Raw genomic sequence first — 18,499 nt, 5'->3', positions numbered from 1 at the left:
TTCCCTGCCTTATTACTATGTAATATAATGGGGGAAGTACATCATCTTCGTCCAAGCGATGAATGAGAAAGTGAGTGGAATACATGACACAACCAATAAAGGTAATGACGATATTCGGAACACGGCCAGAAGCTATTAAAATGGCTCCGTTAGTTCTAGAACTACAAAAGCATCCAGAAACAATCGAACCAATTGTGACGGTAACTGCGCAGCATCGTCAAATGCTTGATCAAGTATTGAACATTTTCGGCATTACGCCTGATTATGATTTAAACATAATGAAGGATCGCCAAACGCTTATTGATATTACGACACGTGGCTTGCAAGGGCTAGATGAGGTCATGAAGGAAGCGAAGCCAGACATCGTCCTCGTACATGGGGATACAACGACTACATTTATCGCAAGTCTTGCTGCGTTTTATAATCAAATTCCGGTTGGACATGTGGAAGCGGGTCTGCGCACTTGGAATAAACGTTCTCCGTATCCAGAGGAAATGAATCGTCAGCTAACCGGCGTCATGGCAGATTTGCATTTTTCACCAACGACTAAATCAGCTGAAAACTTAAAGCTTGAAAATAAAAATCCAGACACGATTTTTATTACGGGGAATACGGCTATTGATGCGTTAAAAACAACGGTAAAAGAAACGTATTCAAATGAGGTGTTAGATAGCATTGGAAGCGATCGCCTCGTATTAATGACAGCACATCGCCGCGAAAACTTAGGTGAACCGATGCGCAATATGTTCCGCGCTATTAAGAGACTCGTGGAAAAATACGAAGATATTCAAGTTGTCTACCCAGTTCATATGAACCCAGTTGTACGTGAAATTGCTAACGATATTTTAGGAAATGATGCGCGCATTCATCTCATTGAACCGCTTGATGTGATCGATTTCCATAACTTTGCTGCGCGTTCGTACTTAATTTTAACCGATTCCGGCGGTGTACAAGAAGAAGCACCTTCCCTTGGTGTTCCCGTTCTTGTTCTTCGTGACACAACCGAGCGTCCAGAAGGAATTGATGCCGGTACATTAAAGCTTGCTGGAACGGATGAAGAAACGATTTTCACACTAGCAGATGAATTGCTTGGTAACAAAGAAGCGCATGATAAAATGGCGCATGCATCGAATCCATACGGGGATGGCCATGCATCAGAACGGATTGTTGCCGCGATTTTAAATCATTTTTCTGGAAAATAAGATATTACTTTTTGTAAACCGTTGCGAAGGGCCTCCTTTGCAACGGTTTTTTACTGTAAAATTTACGTAAATTGTTGAATTTTGTATGAATACATATCGCGTAATCTATGAAAATAGTAAGATAGGAAAGAAGACAGATAAATAAGAGGGAGGACATACATACTTGTGAATAGGTTTTGGAAGGTAGCATGTTCTATAGTTATAGTTTCTGAGCTAGTAGTCGCGCCCATTACTTCATCGCATGCAGCTGCTCCTATTTATACGAGTACTGGCGGAGAAGTACATTATAACTGGGGAGCAGGAGGACCACCTGGTATGCCTGCAGACCAGTTTGAAGCAAACTTTACACAGTCGAAATCACTTGCTGCTGGAGATTATTTTGTTCAAACATTGGCAGATGACCGGGTTCAAGTAGCGGTTGATGGAAAATCGGTTATTGATCGCTGGACGCCGTCGGCAGGTCAAATTGATCGTGCGCTTTTGCCGAATATGAGTGCAGGTAATCATGATGTAAAAACTCGTTATTATGAGGATTATGGAAATGCCGCTGTGTTCTCGGATGTCGTGCCGATGAATACGTGGCTCGCGTATTATTACAATAATGAAACGCTCTCTGGTCTTCCCGTCGCAGCGAAAACGATTGGACCTTCTCAACAGCAAGGCCTCTCTGTTAATGATGGATATAATTCTCCGATGCCAGGGAAGGTGAATAGTGATCATTTTTCTGCAAAATTTGCAACAGCAAAGCACATACAAGCGGGGCAATATATACTGCATGCAAAAGCCGATGATGGCATGCGGGTCTATATTGATGGTAAGAAGGTCTATGATGGCTGGGGTTACAATGGCTATCAGGATGATGTTGTAAAGGTAAATATTGCAGATCAGGCAACTACAAAGGATGTTCACTGGGTGGACGTAGAGTATTATGAAGCTTCAGGAGAAAGTAAACTTGAATGTTCGCTGACACCAGCCGATAGCACGGATAATACCTTTGTTCAAAACGGCGGAGATGTGCACTATAACTGGGGTTACGGTAGTCCAGCTGGATTTTCGTCTGATTATTTTCATGCCCAGTTTAATCAAACAAAATCTGTAGCAGCGGGCGATTATTTTATTCAAACGCAGGCAGATGATGGTGTGAAGGTGAATGTAGATGGCAATACGGTTATTGATCGCTTTACTCCATCTTCCGGTCAAATCGATACTGCTATCGTGCCAGGACTATCAGGCGGCACGCATACGATTCAAACGAACTATCTAGAGGAAACGGGAAATGCTTTCGTATTCTCAGACATGGTGCCGTTTGATAACTGGCTCGCATATTATTACAACAATGAAACACTTTCAGGCTCGCCGGTAGCTGCTAAGACGCTGGATGCTTCGGCGGATAAAGGCTTGCATCAAGATAATGGGTATGGTTCGCCGATGCCATCTGTAGCAGCGGATCACTTTTCCGCTCGTTACGTAACAGCTAAGCGAATGCCAGCTGGACAGTATGTTTTACGAGGCGGCGCAGATGATGGTATTCGTGTGTATGTAGATGATAAGCTTGTACTCGATCGCTGGACGTATAGTGCGTACCGAGAGGATGCTGTTATGGTTCCCGTTACAGACAATCCATCGCAACCTGACGCAACAAAAGATGTTCATACGATTCGCGTGGAATATTTAGAGGCAGCAGGAAATAGCAAAGTTGATCTTACCGTAACACCAAGTAATCAAGTAACAAGCCAAGGTACAACAGGCGTGTTTTATCCGAATACTACGCTTTCTGGTACCGGTGTTTTAGTGGATGGAATCAACGGGGTTGCCTTTAATTGGGGATACGGTGCACCGATTCCATCAATAGGGGAAGATCATTTCTCAGCAGCCTTCTATGAAAATAAAAATCTAGCAGCGGGTGATTATTTTGCCCAAACGGTTGCTGATGATGGTGTAAAGATGGAGGTTGATGGAAAATCTGTTATCGACCGTTTTACGCAGTCGGGACCACAGATCAATCATGCTCTCCTTGGACAATTGTCACAAGGCATGCACCAAGTGAAGACTTCCTACTTTGAAGAGGCCGGGGGAGCCGTTTTATTTTCTAACGTCGTTCCTTTAGATAGTTGGCTCGCCTACTATTATCCGAGTCAATCCGTAGACGGGGCGCCAACCGCAACCAAAGTATTGCCTACGTTAAATGAAAATAACGGTTTTGGTAGTCCTGTAAATGGAACCATTCCAGCAGACCATTTTGCTGCTCGTTATACGACAGCGAAGCATATGCCTGCAGGAAATTATAAAATTACAACCAAGGCGGATGACGGCGTTCGCGTTTATGTGGATGGTACACTCGTAACAGACCGCTGGCATGATAGCGGCGGAGACGAGACAACAGCCGTTGTCAATGTGCAGAATTCTACCACTGATTCAAGTAGTATGAAAGATGTTCACTGGGTCGAAGTACAATACTATGAAAATAGCGGGAATAGCTTTGTAAATGCAAGTATTACACCAACGACAGATTCAGTAACACCTCCGCCAGCGGAAAATGGTGCGTACAAAGTGGCAAAGATGTACAAAGTAAATAATGCAGTGCAAACCGACTATGTGAGCGGCTATAACACTTATAATGAAGCCGTACAAGCAGCGCAGCAACAAGGGGGAAATGCCGTCATAACTAATGGTGTTGTGACGTGGATAAAGGATGGGTTTGCTTACGCTAACGATATTACCATCGATATTTTAGTAGCGCCAGGCTCAAGTAACGCACTCACTTACGTTGTAAACGGAACGGAACTAAAGGTAGAATCCATTGAAGGCGACTGGGTAAAAGTGAGAGTAGCCGATACAGTTGGTTATGTGGATAAAAGCAAAATCGTTCTCGTTCCTACCGAAGCCGCAAGTAGCTCGTACTTTACCGTGCGAAATGGAGATTTATATTACTATATCTCGCACAATGGCTCCTATGACGTGCAGTTGTACGGAAAAGCACCAGCATTTTTACGGGAAGGGCAGAACCATTACAGTGTAAATGGCCACGATTTCAATGGCCAAGAAGCATATCAGTATTTCCAATACCTTTCGATTCATACGAAAACCAATTATACAGCGGATGAACTCAATGCTTATGTGAAGCAGGTTCACCCAGATTCTCCGTTAATAAATCTCGGACAAGCATTCAAGCAAGCCGAAGCAGATTATCATGTCAACGCCTTGATGCTGTTGTCTATAGCTATTCATGAAAGTAACTATGGGTTAAGTCAGATTTCTCGTAATAATCACAATCTCTTTAGTATCCATGCAACCGATCGAGACCCTGCCCAAAATGCAGACTACTATGCTACGTATGAGGATAGTATTAAAGATATGGCAACAAACTATGTAGGCCTAGGGTCCGGCTATTCGAATCCGCTCGATTGGCGCTACCAAGGTGCATACGTCGGTGACAAAAGCACGGGTATGAACGTAAGATATGCATCTGACATCGCTTGGGGATCTGGTATCGCAAGCGTCATGTACCGAATCGACAAAGCACTTGGTGGAAAAGACTGGAACGCTTACACCTTTGTAAAGCCAACAGAGTCTCCCTTGAATGTGCGTCCTGATCCATCAACAGGACAAACACCGTTGTACCAAGCAAAAGACAGCATGATCCTAACACAACTTTCGAACCAATCAGGGTGGTCGAAAATCATCTCAGACATCGCATCATCTGCAACGGGTCCGAACGGTGAACCAGCAGCCTATGTATCTGGAAGCTACATCCGTACGGTTTCAGTAGTAAAATAACAAGGGAAAGACTGCCTGAAAATCAGGGGCAGTCTTTTTACTATGGGGTGGAAAAATATCGGCGGGTTTGATCAAGTTAACGGCGGGGAAACCAAGTTTAACGGCGGAAAGCAGGTAACAGTGGAGGAACAGAAAGCGGAGAGTAAAAATAAAGGCGGGTTTGCTCAATTTAACGGCGGTCCCATAAGAAATAACGGCGGAGAAACCAAGTTTAACGGGTGCAAGCCGGAAACAGTGGAGAAATAGGAAGCGGAGGAGAAAAATAAAGGCGGGTTCCACCAAGTTAACGGCGGTCCCAGAAGAAATAACGGCGGGAAAATCAAGTTTAACAGCGGAAAGCTGGAAACAGAGGAGGAACAGGAAGCGGAGAGTAAAAATAAAGGCGGGTTTGCTCAATTTAACGGCGGCCTCAGAAGAAATAAAGGCGAGAAAACCAAATTTAACGGCGCCCTCCCCCCTATGTGTAACGCCCCTCAGGTTAAACATCATCCCATAAAAATACCTCCCAACCAGCTGGTGAGAGGTTTCATCATAGCTCTAAGCTTTGCATGAGTGCGTTGTGTATGTCATTAACACTTTTTGAATCTGGTGCGAAGTAGTAGATGCCATTGATGGTTTCGTCCTTGCCTTGAAGGGTAAGGGTTGAAATGGTGGATGTATCGAATCCGGCGAATTTTTGGTACAGTGCGAGTCCGTCGTTTATGTCGATGTCCGTTTTTATGTTATCTCCAATTGCTTTAGCTACATCATTGATTTTGAATACGGAGCTAGGTGAGCTGAGCTTGCTGACGACTGCGGCTAGCATTTGACGTTGGCGTTTGGTGCGTCCGAAATCGCCGCTTGGATCTTCCTTTCTCATGCGAACGTAGGCGAGTGCTTCTTCCCCGTTTAACTGCTGCGGTCCTTTTGTAAATTGGATTTCTTTATACCAATTGACGTCAGAGCGTTCTTTAAAATCGAAAGGAACATCTACGGTTACACCATCCACGGCATTTACAATTTCTTTGAATCCCTTGAAGTCAATTTTGATGTAATGGTCAACGGGTACGTTTAGAAATTGTTCGACGGTTTCAATTGCCATTTTTTCACCGCCATAGGCATGGGCTGCATTTAATTTATCTTTCGTATTACGTCCTGCTATAGTTACGCGGGAATCACGAGGTAGGCTAACCATCGTGACCTGCTTTGTATTCGGATTGACGGTGAGAAAAATTAACGAATCCGTTCTGCCATTTTCTCCATTCGTTGCGTAGTCTTCAATTCCCATTACGAGAACGCTAAATGGTTTTTTCGTCAAATCTACATTAACTGCACGTAGATTGGATTTATCTCTTTTAAAGCCACTATATATATGTAGAAGTGAGGAGTAGGAGCTAAAGGCGTAATAGCCGATCGAGAGAAACACGAGCATGAAAAGACTCACGATTACGACTCTGCGTCTTTTCCGTTTGATCCGTTTTCGCTGCATCAAGTACTCATGACGATCTATCTTACATACCTCCTTTTTGGAATATATTAATTTTCTATTTCTTCTTCCAAATATAACATATTCCCTTCTGCAATGCTCACCCTCCCATTGGTGAGTTCAGTCATCCATTCTTTGAATTGCTGCTTCTGTGTTTCCTCTACATAGGTTTCAAAGATAACATCCTCTACATAATGAATTTCCTTCAGTTTATAGGGAGAATGACGCAAATCATTTTCTACTTTTCCGAGCAGGGTATAATCAATTTTGGTGTTCATCACTTGCATGAGAATTCGATTGACAATGCCGGCCGCCGTGATTCCTTCACTGACACTTTTTCCATAGGCACGGATGAGGCCACCACCGCCTAATTTAATGCCTCCAAAATAGCGAGTCACTACGACAACAGTATCCTTTAAGTGTTTCTTTTTTAATACCTCTAGCATCGGTACGCCGGCTGTGCCAGATGGTTCCCCGTCGTCATGTGCTTTTTGAATTTGATCATTTTCCCCGATTAAATAGGCGGAGCAGTTGTGCGTTGCATTCCAGTTTTTCTTTTTAATCATTTGGATGAAAGCAAGTGCCTCTTCTTCTGTCTGGGCACGATTGACATAGCAGATAAACCGAGATTTCTGTATGATAATTTCGTGCTCCGTATATTCTTTTACAGTACGATATTGTGGCAGCAAGGATAGAACACTCCTATCTATAAAAAGTATATTTATTAATTGAATCGTATTATGGTAAAATAAAATATTGTTCCGTATCGATACTATGTATTCCAACATAATGGGAAGTTTCCCCTTATTGTAACGTGAAGAGTGATGTAGGAAAAGGTTTCAAGATAAAAACTACTATTTTGTAAAGGATGATATTGATATGAGAATAGCGATTGTCACGGATAGTACAGCTTATATTCCGCTTCAAGAACGGGAACAGCTAAGTATACATATGATTCCGCTAAATGTGACATTTGGAGATGCCTCGTATCAAGAAGAAGTAGACATGATGCCGGATCAATTTTATGCGAGGGTACGTGAGGAAGCAGAATTTCCGAAAACGTCTCAGCCAGCTGTCGGGTTATTTATCGAATTGTTTGAACGTTTAGCGAAAGAGTATGATGCCATTATAAGTATTCATTTATCTAGCGGTATTAGCGGAACGTATCAAACGGCAACAACGGTCGGCGATATGATAGAATCGGCAAAGGTATACACATTTGATTCTGAAATAAGCTGTTATGTACAAGGGTTTTATGCAATTGAAGCCTCTAAAATGGCGAAAAACGGGAAATCCCCCGAGGAAATTATCGCACGTTTGGAAGAAATGAAAGAATCGGTCGAAGCATACTTTATTGCGGATGATTTGAATCATTTACACCGTGGTGGACGGTTGAACGGAGCGGCTGCATTTGTTGGGAGCTTACTGCAAGTAAAGCCAATCTTGTATTTCCAAGATAAAGTGATTATTCCGTTTGAAAAAATTCGCACACGAAAAAAGGCACGCAAACGGATTATGGATGTATTTCATGAGCGAGCAAGTCAAGGTTTACCTATGAAGGCAGTTGTGATTCATGCTAATTGCGAGGAAGAAGCAAAAGAATGGCAGCAAGAAATTCAACAATTGTATCCGAATGTCGAAGTAAGCCTCAGTTACTTTGGGGCAGTAATTGGAACCCATCTAGGAGAAGGGGCCATTGGATTCGGATGGTATAAAAAATAATATTCTCGTCTTTATTTTATGTATTTTCCCTCGAAATGAGGGCATTTTTAAATAATAATATTTACAATTTGTTAATAATATAATCTATACTACTTACTTTTTATAAGAAACTATAATATAATAAAGAGGAGGTGACGAAGCATGGAAAATAATCCGTCGTTATGCCCGAAATTTGAGTCTGCGTTTTCGCTTCTTAGTAAGAAGTGGACAGGTTTAATCATTCAAACATTATTGCAGGGACCCCAGCGTTTTCGTGAAATTGCTGATATTATACCCAACATGAGTGATCGTATGCTATCAGAACGTTTAAAGGAATTAGAAAGCGAAGGAATTGTCATTCGTACTGTCTATCCAGAAGTGCCTGTTCGCATTGAATATACACTTACACAAAAAGGAAAGTCGCTGGAGAGTGTTATGCAGGAAGTGCAAAAATGGGCAGATGAATGGGTGACAAAAAAATAAAACGTTCCCCATTTATGTGAGATGTAAACACTCCTTTTTCGCAAAAAAAGTCAGCTTCTTCGAATGATTCGAAGGAAGCTGGCTTTTTTTGTTATCAAGCTGAAAACTTGGTTAATTGTCGTAAATCCATACATTTTATTATCTAAATCTACATATTTTTACATAGTTCGTAAGCATTCAACAAAGTTTTTGTGCATAGTGTTACATTTATTTTACAAGTCTGTAACAATAAAATAAGGTGCTGAAAATTATGATATAAATTAAGGGGGAAAAGGAAGGTGTGAAAAGGAATATGAAAAAGGTGAAAGCTGCAACATGTATACTCGCAGCAGGTTTAATGGTATTTTCAACAGCAGGTTTAAATGCATACGCTGCGCCAAGTGCTACTGAAATTCAAGCTACTTTACATACACAACAACAACAACAAGCTGATCTTCAAAAGCAAATGGACGATCTTAAGAAAACCATTCAAGACTTGCAAAATTCAATTCAAGACAATGAAAAGAAACTTACAGACACTAAAAACAGTATTACTGAAACCCAAAAGCAAATTCAAGATTTGACAATTAAAATTAACCAACTAGAAGAGATTATTCAAAAGCGTCAAGGAATTATTAAGAATCGTCTTAAAAGTATGCAAGAACAACCTACTTCTAACATGGTAACGGATGTAATTGTTAACGCAAAGAGTTTTGCAGATCTATTGGATCGTATTAGTAATGTTGGTCTAGTTTTGCAATCTGATAAAGATTTAATGGATGCACAGCAACGAGATCAAGATCAAGTAAAGGCACAGCGCGAAGAAATTGTGAAAAAGAATGCAGAATTACAAGCATTCATGGCTGATCTTGAAAAAACAAACAACCAACTTTCGGATCAACGTTCTAAGAAGCAACAAACGTGGAACGATTTGAATGACAAATTCCAAAAGCTAATTAATGATATTTCAAGCTCTCAAACGCAATTATCAGCAGCACAAACACAGGCATTAGAGCAATCATCACAATTTTTACAACGTACGTCAGCAGATCCAACACCTCAACCTACTCCTGCAGCAATTGCACAAACTGTTGCATCATCTAAATCAGCTGGCTCATCTAACAACGGTGGCGTTGTAGGAAAAGCAATGCAATATTTAGGTGTACCATATGTATTTGGCGGTGCATCTCCAAGTGGATTCGATTGCAGTGGATTTATTTCTTACGTGTATGGAGTTGGACGTCAAGATGTAAATGGCTATTGGGGCAGCGTAGCTCACATTAGTGGAAGTAGCTTGCAACCTGGTGATCTTGTATTCTTCCAAAATACGTATAAAGCTGGTCCTTCTCACATGGGTATCTACATTGGAAACGGCCAAATGGTCCATGCTGGTGATGCCGGAATCGAAGTGTCTAGTTTAAGTAATTCATACAACCAATCTCATTTCTTGGGATACGGTAGATTTTAAAATTTAATCTTTCACCTTTTAAAAACTTAAAACAAAGTCGGTAGCTTACAGTTTTCTATGTAAGTTATCGGCTTTTTTAGCATTTTACAATAAATAGGTAAAATCGTATGCTTTCTGTAAAAAGGGGGGATGCATATGAAGCACGAGCTTCAGCTCATGCTTGCAGGGAGGCGGTTGTTGCTTACAGAACTCTCGGTTTCTCGTAAAACACTAGAGGAAAATCGGGAGCATTTGCGAATGGAGAAGGCAATCTTACGGCAAGGTAATAGGTATCAATGTATTCGTTGTGGGAATAAAAAGCCGCATCTGTTTGCCTATACGCCTTGCTTTAGTTGTAAAAAGGAATGCATCTATTGCCGTAACTGCGTTGGGATGGGAAGAATGTGTGAGTGCTCTGAATTAATAAGTTGGTCAGGTCCTGTTGGTAGAAACATGTATCCGTCATCTATGCTACTGTGGGAAGGAACCTTGTCGGAAGGTCAATCCTTGGCTTCTACATCAGTTAAGGATGCAATCGTAAGGAGAGAAAACCGTCTCGTCTGGGCTGTATGCGGGGCTGGAAAAACCGAAGTCCTCTTTGCAGGTATTGATGCTGCTTTGCAGCGGGGAGACAGGGTTTGCATTACTACTCCGCGAACAGATGTTGTACTTGAGCTTGCACCGCGCTTTCAAAAGGTATTTCCCGCCCTCTCTGTCATAGCGCTATATGGAGGAAGCCCTGATCTTGGAAAATCATCCCCACTTACTATTGCTACCACTCATCAACTGCTTCGCTATTACCGTGCGTTCGATACGATTGTTATTGATGAAGTAGATGCATTTCCGTATTCCGTTGATGCATCCTTGCAATATGCGGTAACAATGGCAAAGACAGAGCATGCTTCGCTCATCTATTTGACAGCAACGCCAAGCGGAGCGATGAAAAAACAGGTTCATCGCTCGAAACTAAAGGCTGCTATGATTCCAGCACGCTATCACCGATATCCTATACCGGTACCAACGTTTATTTGGTGTGGTAACTGGAAGGGGAAGATCAAGCATGGAAAGCTGCCTGCAGTCGTTTGGAACTGGATACTATCTCATCTCACTGCATCCCGTCCTGTTTTTCTATTTGTTCCTAAAATTTCGTATATCGCCCCTTTAGCTACAAGCTTACAAACTGTAGATGCTCGTATTACGGGCGTTCATGCACAGGACCGTGACCGAAAGGAGAAGGTAGCTTCCTTTCGAAACGGCGATATTCCTCTCCTTATTACTTCGACAATTTTAGAAAGAGGTGTGACAGTGAAAAATTTACAAGTAGCGGTGCTAGGAGCGGAAGAGGATATATTTACAGAGTCGGCGCTTGTTCAAATTGCTGGTAGAGTTGGCCGAAACGCAGAGTATCCAACTGGTGATGTTCGTTTCTTCCACTGCGGGAAGACGGAGGCGATGGTTGCAGCAAGAAAGCATATTCAATCGATGAATAAACGAGCGAAGCAGATGGGATGGATACGATGAAATATTGTCTTATATGTTCTCGTCCACTTAACTTTGGAGATACTTGGTTTTCGTTTGTCTTTCCGAAGTATCACCCCCTTTTATGTGAGGAATGCCAAGGGAGACTCGAGCTCATTCACGGAGAAGTATGCGCGAAATGCGGACGTCCGATGGAATCCATCCATCATGCGTATAAGCGCGGTACTACATGTTTAGATTGCCATACGTGGCAGGAGCATGGTGACGTTCTTGCTTGTAACCGCTCTGTTTATGTATACAATGAATTCATGAAGGAAATGATAGCGCTGTTTAAGTTTCGCGGGGATGTCTTACTAGCAGAAGCTTTTTCTGCCCCGTTTCAAGCAGCATATAAAGAGTACTTTTCCTCGTATGCTGTAATGCCAATACCACTAAGTAGGGCTCGGCACCATGAACGAGGATTTAATCAGGCACATGTACTGGCAAATTTGCTACAAGTTCCCGTGCACACGAATGTACTCATTCGTACGCATACAGAAAAGCAGAGTAAAAAAACGAGGTACGAGCGGATTATGTCTGTCTCTCCATTTTCCATTTCTTCAGCATCTCTCCCTTGTGAACGAATTGTCCTAATTGATGATGTTTACACAACCGGTACAACGGTGCGGCAAGCGGCCAAATTACTGTATAGTAAAGGGGCTTTGCAGGTGGCATCTCTTACATTAGTAAGGTCTACCGGAGAATAAATAGCCTCTTTTTTGTGTCGAATATTTAATAAAAAAGGCGATAAAACTTCTTTGACTTTTCCTCTTTTTATCCGTTATATTCAAATTATGGGAAATCCATAAGTATATGATCGAAGGGAATGGAATGAATGGAAGGAAAAGTAAAATGGTTTAACTCTGAAAAAGGCTTTGGTTTTATTGAACGTGAAGACGGGGATGACGTGTTTGTTCACTTTTCAGCTATTATGCAAGATGGTTACAAATCGTTAGAAGAAGGACAAGCCGTTAAATTTGACATTGTAGAAGGCGCTCGCGGACCACAAGCTGCAAATGTAACAAAGCTATAATCGACGATTTACTAAAAATCGCTGATCGTATATAGGAAAGAAATAATTATGGACCTTTTGACGATGTCAGAGGTTTTTTTTATTCTTCCTAAATACGTTTCTTTTGATCCTGTAACAAAGTATTCACAGCTAAGGTATGTTTTCAATGTGAATCTAGGGTAAACTAATTATAAAGAAAGCGATTTCTTTTCTACAAAATCCGATAAAAAATTGAGAAAATTACAATTTTTTCGTCGAAAGAGGAAGGAAATCGGGTTCTTTGCACAGAATATATGGTACATAGTTTTGAAAGTTTGAAAGGAGGAGTTCACCTATGAAATATAGCATTCGTGGTGAAAACATTGAAGTAACTCCAGCATTAAAGGAATATGTAGAAAAGAAATTAGGTAAGCTTGAACGTTACTTTGATACATTTCCAGAAATAAAAGTGAACTTGCGAGTATACTCTGACAAGCAACGGGTGGAAGTAACGATTCCATTTCCAGACTTAATGCTTCGTGCAGAAGAAACTCATAATGATATGTATGCGTCTATCGATTTAGTAGTCGATAAATTAGAAAGACAAATTCGTAAACATAAAACAAAAGTAAACCGTAAAATACGTGAAAAAACAGCGTTTGCAACAACGGTAGCACCTGTTCAAACGTTGGAAGTTTCTGAAGATGAAATTGAATTAGTTCGTACGAAACGCTTCGATTTAAAACCGATGGATGCAGAGGAAGCAATCTTGCAAATGAATATGCTTGGACATAACTTCTTCGTATTTACGAACGCTACTACAAACGAAACAAGTGTTGTGTACACGCGTCGTGATGGAAAATACGGTTTAATTGAAACAAAATAAAGTAGAATAAAACAGGAGCGTAGCCTTTAGGCTACGCTTTTTTGCGTGCATGAAGGATAGTTGTCATATTAATACGCAGAGTGTTACAATTGTACATAGGTCTGTTCCGCTATCGATTGCAAGTGTATCTGACGATTTTTTATATATTTATACAAAGAGGAGCGTATCGCCATGATTGGTATTTTAAAAAAGGTGTTTGATGGGAATCAACGCCAAATTAACCGTATGCAAAAGACGGTAGATCAGGTAGAAGCGTTAAGTGAGCAAATGGCTGCTTTAACCAATGAAGAATTACAAGCGAAAACGCCTGAATTTAAAGAACGCTATGAAAAAGGTGAAACGTTAGACGACTTGCTTCCTGAAGCCTTTGCAGTTGTACGTGAAGCTGCAACACGTGTTCTCGGACTACGTCCATTCCCTGTGCAAATTATGGGGGCAATTGCACTCCATGAAGGGAATATCTCTGAGATGAAAACAGGGGAAGGGAAAACATTAACTTCCACATTACCTGTATACTTAAATGCGTTAACCGGTAAGGGTGTTCATGTTGTTACTGTCAATGAATACTTGGCACAGCGTGATGCAAAGGAAATGGGACAGCTTCATGAATTTCTTGGACTGAAGGTAGGCTTGAATTTAAATAGCATGTCTCGGGAAGAAAAACAACAAGCATACGCAGCTGATATTACGTATAGTACAAACAACGAGCTTGGATTCGATTATTTACGTGACAATATGGTACTTTACAAAGAACAACGTGTTCAACGGCCTCTTTACTATGCGGTAATCGATGAAGTCGATAGTATTTTAATTGATGAAGCAAGAACCCCTCTTATTATTTCTGGTCAAGCTCAAAAATCAGCGGATTTGTATAAATTTGCGAATGCCTTTATTCGCACCTTACGCAATGAAACGGATTATACGTTCGATGTGAAAACAAAGAATGTAATGTTAACAGAAGAGGGAATTAACAAGGCTGAAACAGCGTTTCACATAGATAATTTATTCGATCTAAAGCATGTTACCTTGTTGCACCATGTGAACCAAGCCTTGCGTGCGCATGTCGTGATGCACTTAGATATTGATTATGTTGTGCAAGAAGGCGAAATTGTTATCGTTGACCAATTTACGGGTCGTTTAATGAAAGGCCGTCGTTATAGTGAAGGGCTGCATCAAGCCATTGAGGCGAAGGAAGGCGTCGAAATTCAAAATGAAAGTATGACGCTTGCAACAATTACGTTCCAAAACTACTTCCGTATGTATGAAAAACTATCTGGTATGACAGGTACGGCAAAAACGGAAGAAGAAGAATTCCGTAATATCTACAATATGACGGTCCTTGTTATCCCGACGAACCAAGCGATTGCTCGTGATGATCGCCCTGATTTAATTTTCAAAACGATGGAAGGAAAATTCAATGCTGTGGTGAATGACATTGTAGAACGCCATCAAAATGGGCAACCAGTTCTAGTCGGAACGGTAGCAATTGAAACGTCAGAGCTTATTTCCAGAATGTTAATTCGTAAAGGTGTAAAGCATAATATATTGAATGCCAAGAACCATGCTCGCGAAGCGGAAATTATCGCAGATGCAGGGCAAAAGGGTGCGGTGACCATTGCAACGAACATGGCCGGCCGTGGTACGGATATTAAACTTGGTGAAGGAGTAACCAATGTTGGCGGTCTTGCGGTTATTGGTACGGAACGTCATGAAAGTAGACGGATTGACAATCAGCTTCGCGGACGTTCTGGTCGTCAAGGAGATCCAGGGGTAACGCAATTTTATCTTTCCATGGAAGATGAGTTAATGCGTCGGTTCGGTGCTGATAATATGAAAGCAATGATGGATCGTCTCGGCATGGATGATTCACAGCCAATTGAAAGTAAAATGGTCTCTCGCGCTGTAGAATCTGCTCAAAAACGGGTTGAAGGAAATAACTACGATGCACGTAAGCAATTGCTTCAGTATGATGATGTATTACGTCAACAGCGTGAGGTTATCTATAAACAGCGCCAAGATGTTCTAGAATCCGAAAATCTTCGCGAAATTATTGAAGGTATGATGAAAGGTACCGTGCAACGTGCTGTCTCTGCACATACGAATAATGAATTAGAAGAAGATTGGAATATAAAAGGGTTGATCGATTACTTAGAAGCATCCGTTTTAGAGGAAAAGGATGTAGCGGAGGAAGAGCTTCGTCGCCTTGATCCAGAAGAAATGAACGAGCTTATTCTAGCTAAAGTAACCGAGCATTATAACGAGAAGGAACAACAGCTTCCAGATGAACAAATGCGTGAGTTCGAAAAGGTTGTTGTACTTCGTGTGGTGGATACGAAATGGATGGATCATATCGATGCAATGGAACGCTTGCGTGAAGGAATTCACCTCCGTGCATATGGACAAATCGACCCGCTTCGTGAATACCAAATGGAAGGTTTTGCGATGTTCGAAGCAATGATTACTTCTATTGAAGAAGAAATTTCTCGCTATATTATGAAGGCGCAAATAGAAAGCAATCTACAACGTGAAGAAGTGATTCAAGGAGAAGCGGTTCATCCGGTAGACGACGGCGGAGGCGAAGAAGTAAAGCGCAAACCAGTCGTGAAGGGCGAACAAGTGGGACGTAATGATCCATGTCCTTGTGGTAGCGGTAAAAAATATAAAAACTGTCACGGTGCCATGCAATAACAGTGTACTGTTGAAACAGAACTCTATAAAGTAGAAAAATATGTGACTTTCATGCACTCTCTCTGCTAAAGTGGAGGGAGTTTGCATTGTTTATAACGAAATAGGAGTGACGATAATGGAATTATTTGAAATTAGACAAGAGCTTGAAAAAACGGCTAAGCGTTTAGCTGACTTTAGGGGGTCTCTTTGACCTCGCTCATAAGCAATCTCGCGTAACTGAGCTCGAAGAAACAATGGCAGATCCAACATTTTGGGATGATCAAAACGGCGCACAAACGATTATTAATGAATTAAATGAAATTCGAGATATGGTAAATACGTATACGAAGCTAAGTGACACATATGATAATCTAGAGCTTACGTACGAGCTAGTTAAGGAAGAATACGACGAAGACTTTAAGAATGATCTAGAGACGGAAGTACAGGACCTCGTAGCCGAAATGAATACCTTTGAGCTACAACTACTATTATCAGGTCCATATGATAAGAGTAATGCGATTCTTGAATTGCATCCAGGTGCAGGTGGAACCGAATCACAGGACTGGGGTTCGATGCTACTTCGTATGTATACTCGTTGGGCTGAGAAAAAAGGATTTAAAGTAGAAACGCTTGATTACTTGCCTGGAGACGAAGCGGGTATTAAAAGTGTAACCTTGCTTATTAAGGGTCATAATGCATATGGCTATTTACGTGCAGAAAAGGGAATTCACAGACTCGTACGTATTTCTCCGTTCGATTCTGCAGGACGTCGTCATACTTCCTTCGTATCAATTGAAGTAATGCCTGAAATGGACGACAATCTTGATATTGAAATTCGGAATGAGGATATTAAGATGGATACGTACCGTGCGAGCGGTGCCGGCGGTCAGCATATTAATAAAACTGATTCTGCTGTCAGACTTACACATATACCAACTAATATCATAGTAAACTGCCAAGCGGAGCGTTCTCAACTTAAAAACCGTGAAAAAGCAATGCATATGTTAAAAGCAAAGCTTTACCAAAAACGTGTGGAAGAACAACAGCAGCAATTGGATGAAATTCGCGGCGAACAAAAAGAAATTGGCTGGGGAAGCCAAATTCGTTCGTACGTCTTCCATCCGTATTCTTTAGTGAAAGATCACCGTACGAGTACGGAAACAGGAAATATTCAAGCGGTAATGGATGGCGATCTCGATCCGTTTATTGATTCCTATCTTCGCTCTAGAATCTTATAAAAAAAAAGCCTGATTTCGGCTTTTAAAAAAATGTAGATTCTAGTGAGGTAGTTGTATGACAACTTATCTATATAGAATAAGAGGGAAAGAGAAGTGCTTACGTGCTTCTCTTTTTTATAGGAGATAGTCATATCATACTCAAATACATGCACAATCGTAAAAACTTGAAAATAGCGAAATATCAGCAACAAATTTCGGTAGCTTCTTAAGAAATCATCATTATCATGAAAATTAAAGACAAAATTACTAGTTCATACTTGGAGGAATTATGGAAACAAAACATAAAGCAAGAAAGGCATCAAATCCCCAATTGCAAAAAATAATGGAATATATCTATATCATTGTAGGTTCCACTTTGATTGCCTTGGCATTTAACATCTTTTTAATGCCAAACCGCATTGCATCTGGAGGAGTGAGTGGGATTAGTACCATCTTAAAGGCGACAATCGGATGGGAACCAGCCTACGTACAATGGGCATGTAACATCCCTCTGTTTATAGCAGGTGTTCTTCTTTTAGGAAAACAGTTCGGGGTGAAAACATTAATTGGAACGATTTTTCTTCCACTTGTTGTATTTGCATCGAAGGATATAGAACCTGCTACGCATAATCAGCTTCTTGGCGCACTGTTTGGCGGTATAAGTGTTGGATTAGGGCTTGGTATTGTTTTTCGAGGAAAGGCATCGACAGGAGGGACTGATTTAGCAGCCCAAATTATTCATAAATACACTGGACTTTCGCTTGGCATGTGCGTAGCACTTATTGATGGCACAATCGTCATTACTTCTGCTATTGTATTTAACTTAGAAAGCGGTATGTACGCACTCATTAGCCTATACGTTACAAGCAAGACAATCGATCTTGTACAAGTGGGAATGGGCCGTTCTAAAATGGCCATTATTATTACCAATGAAGAAGACCGCGTTTGCCAGGCGATTTTGCAACAGGTGGACCGCGGAGTTACGAGATTGCCGGGATTTGGTGGATATACAAATGATGAACGTCCCATCCTTATGTGTGTTGTCAATCAAATGGAGTTTACAAAGCTGAAAGAAGTTGTTAAACTGGCCGATCCATTCGCCTTTGTCATAGTAACCGACGCCTCGGAGGTACTAGGAGAAGGATTTCAACCGGCGTAGGAGGAAA

Annotated in this window: 15 protein-coding genes; 13 read left to right on the top strand and 2 right to left on the bottom strand. The window is 41.3% G+C overall.

Annotated elements, in window-relative coordinates; all coding sequences use genetic code 11:
• The first annotated feature begins 83 nt into the window (after nucleotides 1–83).
• The 3 genes from wecB to ACAN53_RS12735 all read left to right on the top strand — a co-directional run bounded on the left by wecB (nucleotide 84) and on the right by ACAN53_RS12735 (nucleotide 5,225).
• Entirely contained in the window at nucleotides 84–1,202 is a 1,119-nt protein-coding gene (gene wecB, locus ACAN53_RS12745; RefSeq protein ID WP_379970495.1) for a non-hydrolyzing UDP-N-acetylglucosamine 2-epimerase, read from the top strand.
• Nucleotides 1,203–1,367: 165 nt separating this feature from the next.
• On the top strand, nucleotides 1,368–4,979 hold the full coding sequence (locus tag ACAN53_RS12740) for a PA14 domain-containing protein (protein WP_379970494.1): 3,612 nt from the start codon (nucleotides 1,368–1,370) through the stop codon (nucleotides 4,977–4,979).
• A 42-nt stretch (nucleotides 4,980–5,021) separates the two neighbouring features.
• Nucleotides 5,022–5,225: a hypothetical protein gene (locus ACAN53_RS12735; RefSeq protein WP_379970493.1), complete on the top strand. Its 204-nt coding sequence runs from the start codon at nucleotides 5,022–5,024 to the stop codon at nucleotides 5,223–5,225.
• Nucleotides 5,226–5,508: 283 nt separating this feature from the next.
• Here ACAN53_RS12735 and ACAN53_RS12730 read toward each other — a convergent pair whose 3' ends face one another.
• A complete protein-coding gene (locus ACAN53_RS12730; protein WP_379970858.1) occupies nucleotides 5,509–6,468 on the bottom strand; it encodes an LCP family protein in 960 nt (319 codons plus the stop codon).
• A gap of 26 nt (nucleotides 6,469–6,494) precedes the next feature.
• Nucleotides 6,495–7,133: a YigZ family protein gene (locus tag ACAN53_RS12725; protein WP_379970492.1), complete on the bottom strand. Its 639-nt coding sequence runs from the start codon at nucleotides 7,131–7,133 to the stop codon at nucleotides 6,495–6,497.
• Nucleotides 7,134–7,323: 190 nt separating this feature from the next.
• Between ACAN53_RS12725 and ACAN53_RS12720 the strand changes: the two genes are divergently transcribed.
• From ACAN53_RS12720 to ACAN53_RS12675, 10 genes are all read left to right on the top strand, one after another.
• Nucleotides 7,324–8,166: a DegV family protein gene (locus ACAN53_RS12720; protein WP_379970491.1), complete on the top strand. Its 843-nt coding sequence runs from the start codon at nucleotides 7,324–7,326 to the stop codon at nucleotides 8,164–8,166.
• Between the two features lie 141 nt (nucleotides 8,167–8,307).
• Nucleotides 8,308–8,628: a winged helix-turn-helix transcriptional regulator gene (locus tag ACAN53_RS12715; protein ID WP_379970490.1), complete on the top strand. Its 321-nt coding sequence runs from the start codon at nucleotides 8,308–8,310 to the stop codon at nucleotides 8,626–8,628.
• Nucleotides 8,629–8,920: 292 nt separating this feature from the next.
• Complete coding sequence (locus tag ACAN53_RS12710) at nucleotides 8,921–10,075, top strand: C40 family peptidase (RefSeq protein ID WP_379970489.1); 1,155 nt, start codon at nucleotides 8,921–8,923, stop codon at nucleotides 10,073–10,075.
• 135 nt (nucleotides 10,076–10,210) lie between these two features.
• Complete coding sequence (locus ACAN53_RS12705) at nucleotides 10,211–11,575, top strand: ATP-dependent helicase ComFA (RefSeq protein WP_379970488.1); 1,365 nt, start codon at nucleotides 10,211–10,213, stop codon at nucleotides 11,573–11,575.
• Nucleotides 11,572–12,279, top strand: coding sequence for a ComF family protein (locus ACAN53_RS12700; protein WP_379970487.1), 708 nt, complete (start codon nucleotides 11,572–11,574; stop codon nucleotides 12,277–12,279). Before ACAN53_RS12705 ends, ACAN53_RS12700 begins: the two co-directional genes overlap by 4 nt.
• Nucleotides 12,280–12,407: 128 nt before the next feature.
• A complete protein-coding gene (gene cspD, locus ACAN53_RS12695) occupies nucleotides 12,408–12,605 on the top strand; it encodes a cold-shock protein CspD (RefSeq protein WP_379970486.1) in 198 nt (65 codons plus the stop codon).
• A gap of 313 nt (nucleotides 12,606–12,918) precedes the next feature.
• Nucleotides 12,919–13,449 carry a ribosome hibernation-promoting factor, HPF/YfiA family gene (gene hpf, locus ACAN53_RS12690; protein WP_379970485.1) on the top strand — a complete coding sequence of 177 codons (531 nt, stop codon included), beginning with the start codon at nucleotides 12,919–12,921 and terminating at the stop codon, nucleotides 13,447–13,449.
• A gap of 171 nt (nucleotides 13,450–13,620) precedes the next feature.
• Nucleotides 13,621–16,137 carry a preprotein translocase subunit SecA gene (gene secA / locus ACAN53_RS12685; protein ID WP_379970484.1) on the top strand — a complete coding sequence of 839 codons (2,517 nt, stop codon included), beginning with the start codon at nucleotides 13,621–13,623 and terminating at the stop codon, nucleotides 16,135–16,137.
• A gap of 115 nt (nucleotides 16,138–16,252) precedes the next feature.
• Nucleotides 16,253–17,354, top strand: a protein-coding gene (prfB, locus tag ACAN53_RS12680; protein ID WP_379970483.1) for a peptide chain release factor 2 whose coding sequence is annotated in 2 segments (ribosomal slippage) — nucleotides 16,253–16,324 and nucleotides 16,326–17,354 — 1,101 coding nt in all. Because the reading frame shifts where the segments join, the coding sequence is not laid out codon by codon here.
• Nucleotides 17,355–17,676: 322 nt separating this feature from the next.
• A complete protein-coding gene (locus ACAN53_RS12675; protein WP_379970857.1) occupies nucleotides 17,677–18,492 on the top strand; it encodes a YitT family protein in 816 nt (271 codons plus the stop codon).
• Nucleotides 18,493–18,499 lie beyond the last annotated feature (7 nt).

Origin of the sequence: Ectobacillus soli (genome assembly GCF_042610425.1) — a bacterium.
Lineage (GTDB): Bacteria > Bacillota > Bacilli > Bacillales > Bacillaceae_G > Ectobacillus.
The sequence above is the reverse complement of the archived record's forward strand: the minus strand, read 5'-3'. Positions and strand labels throughout refer to the sequence as shown.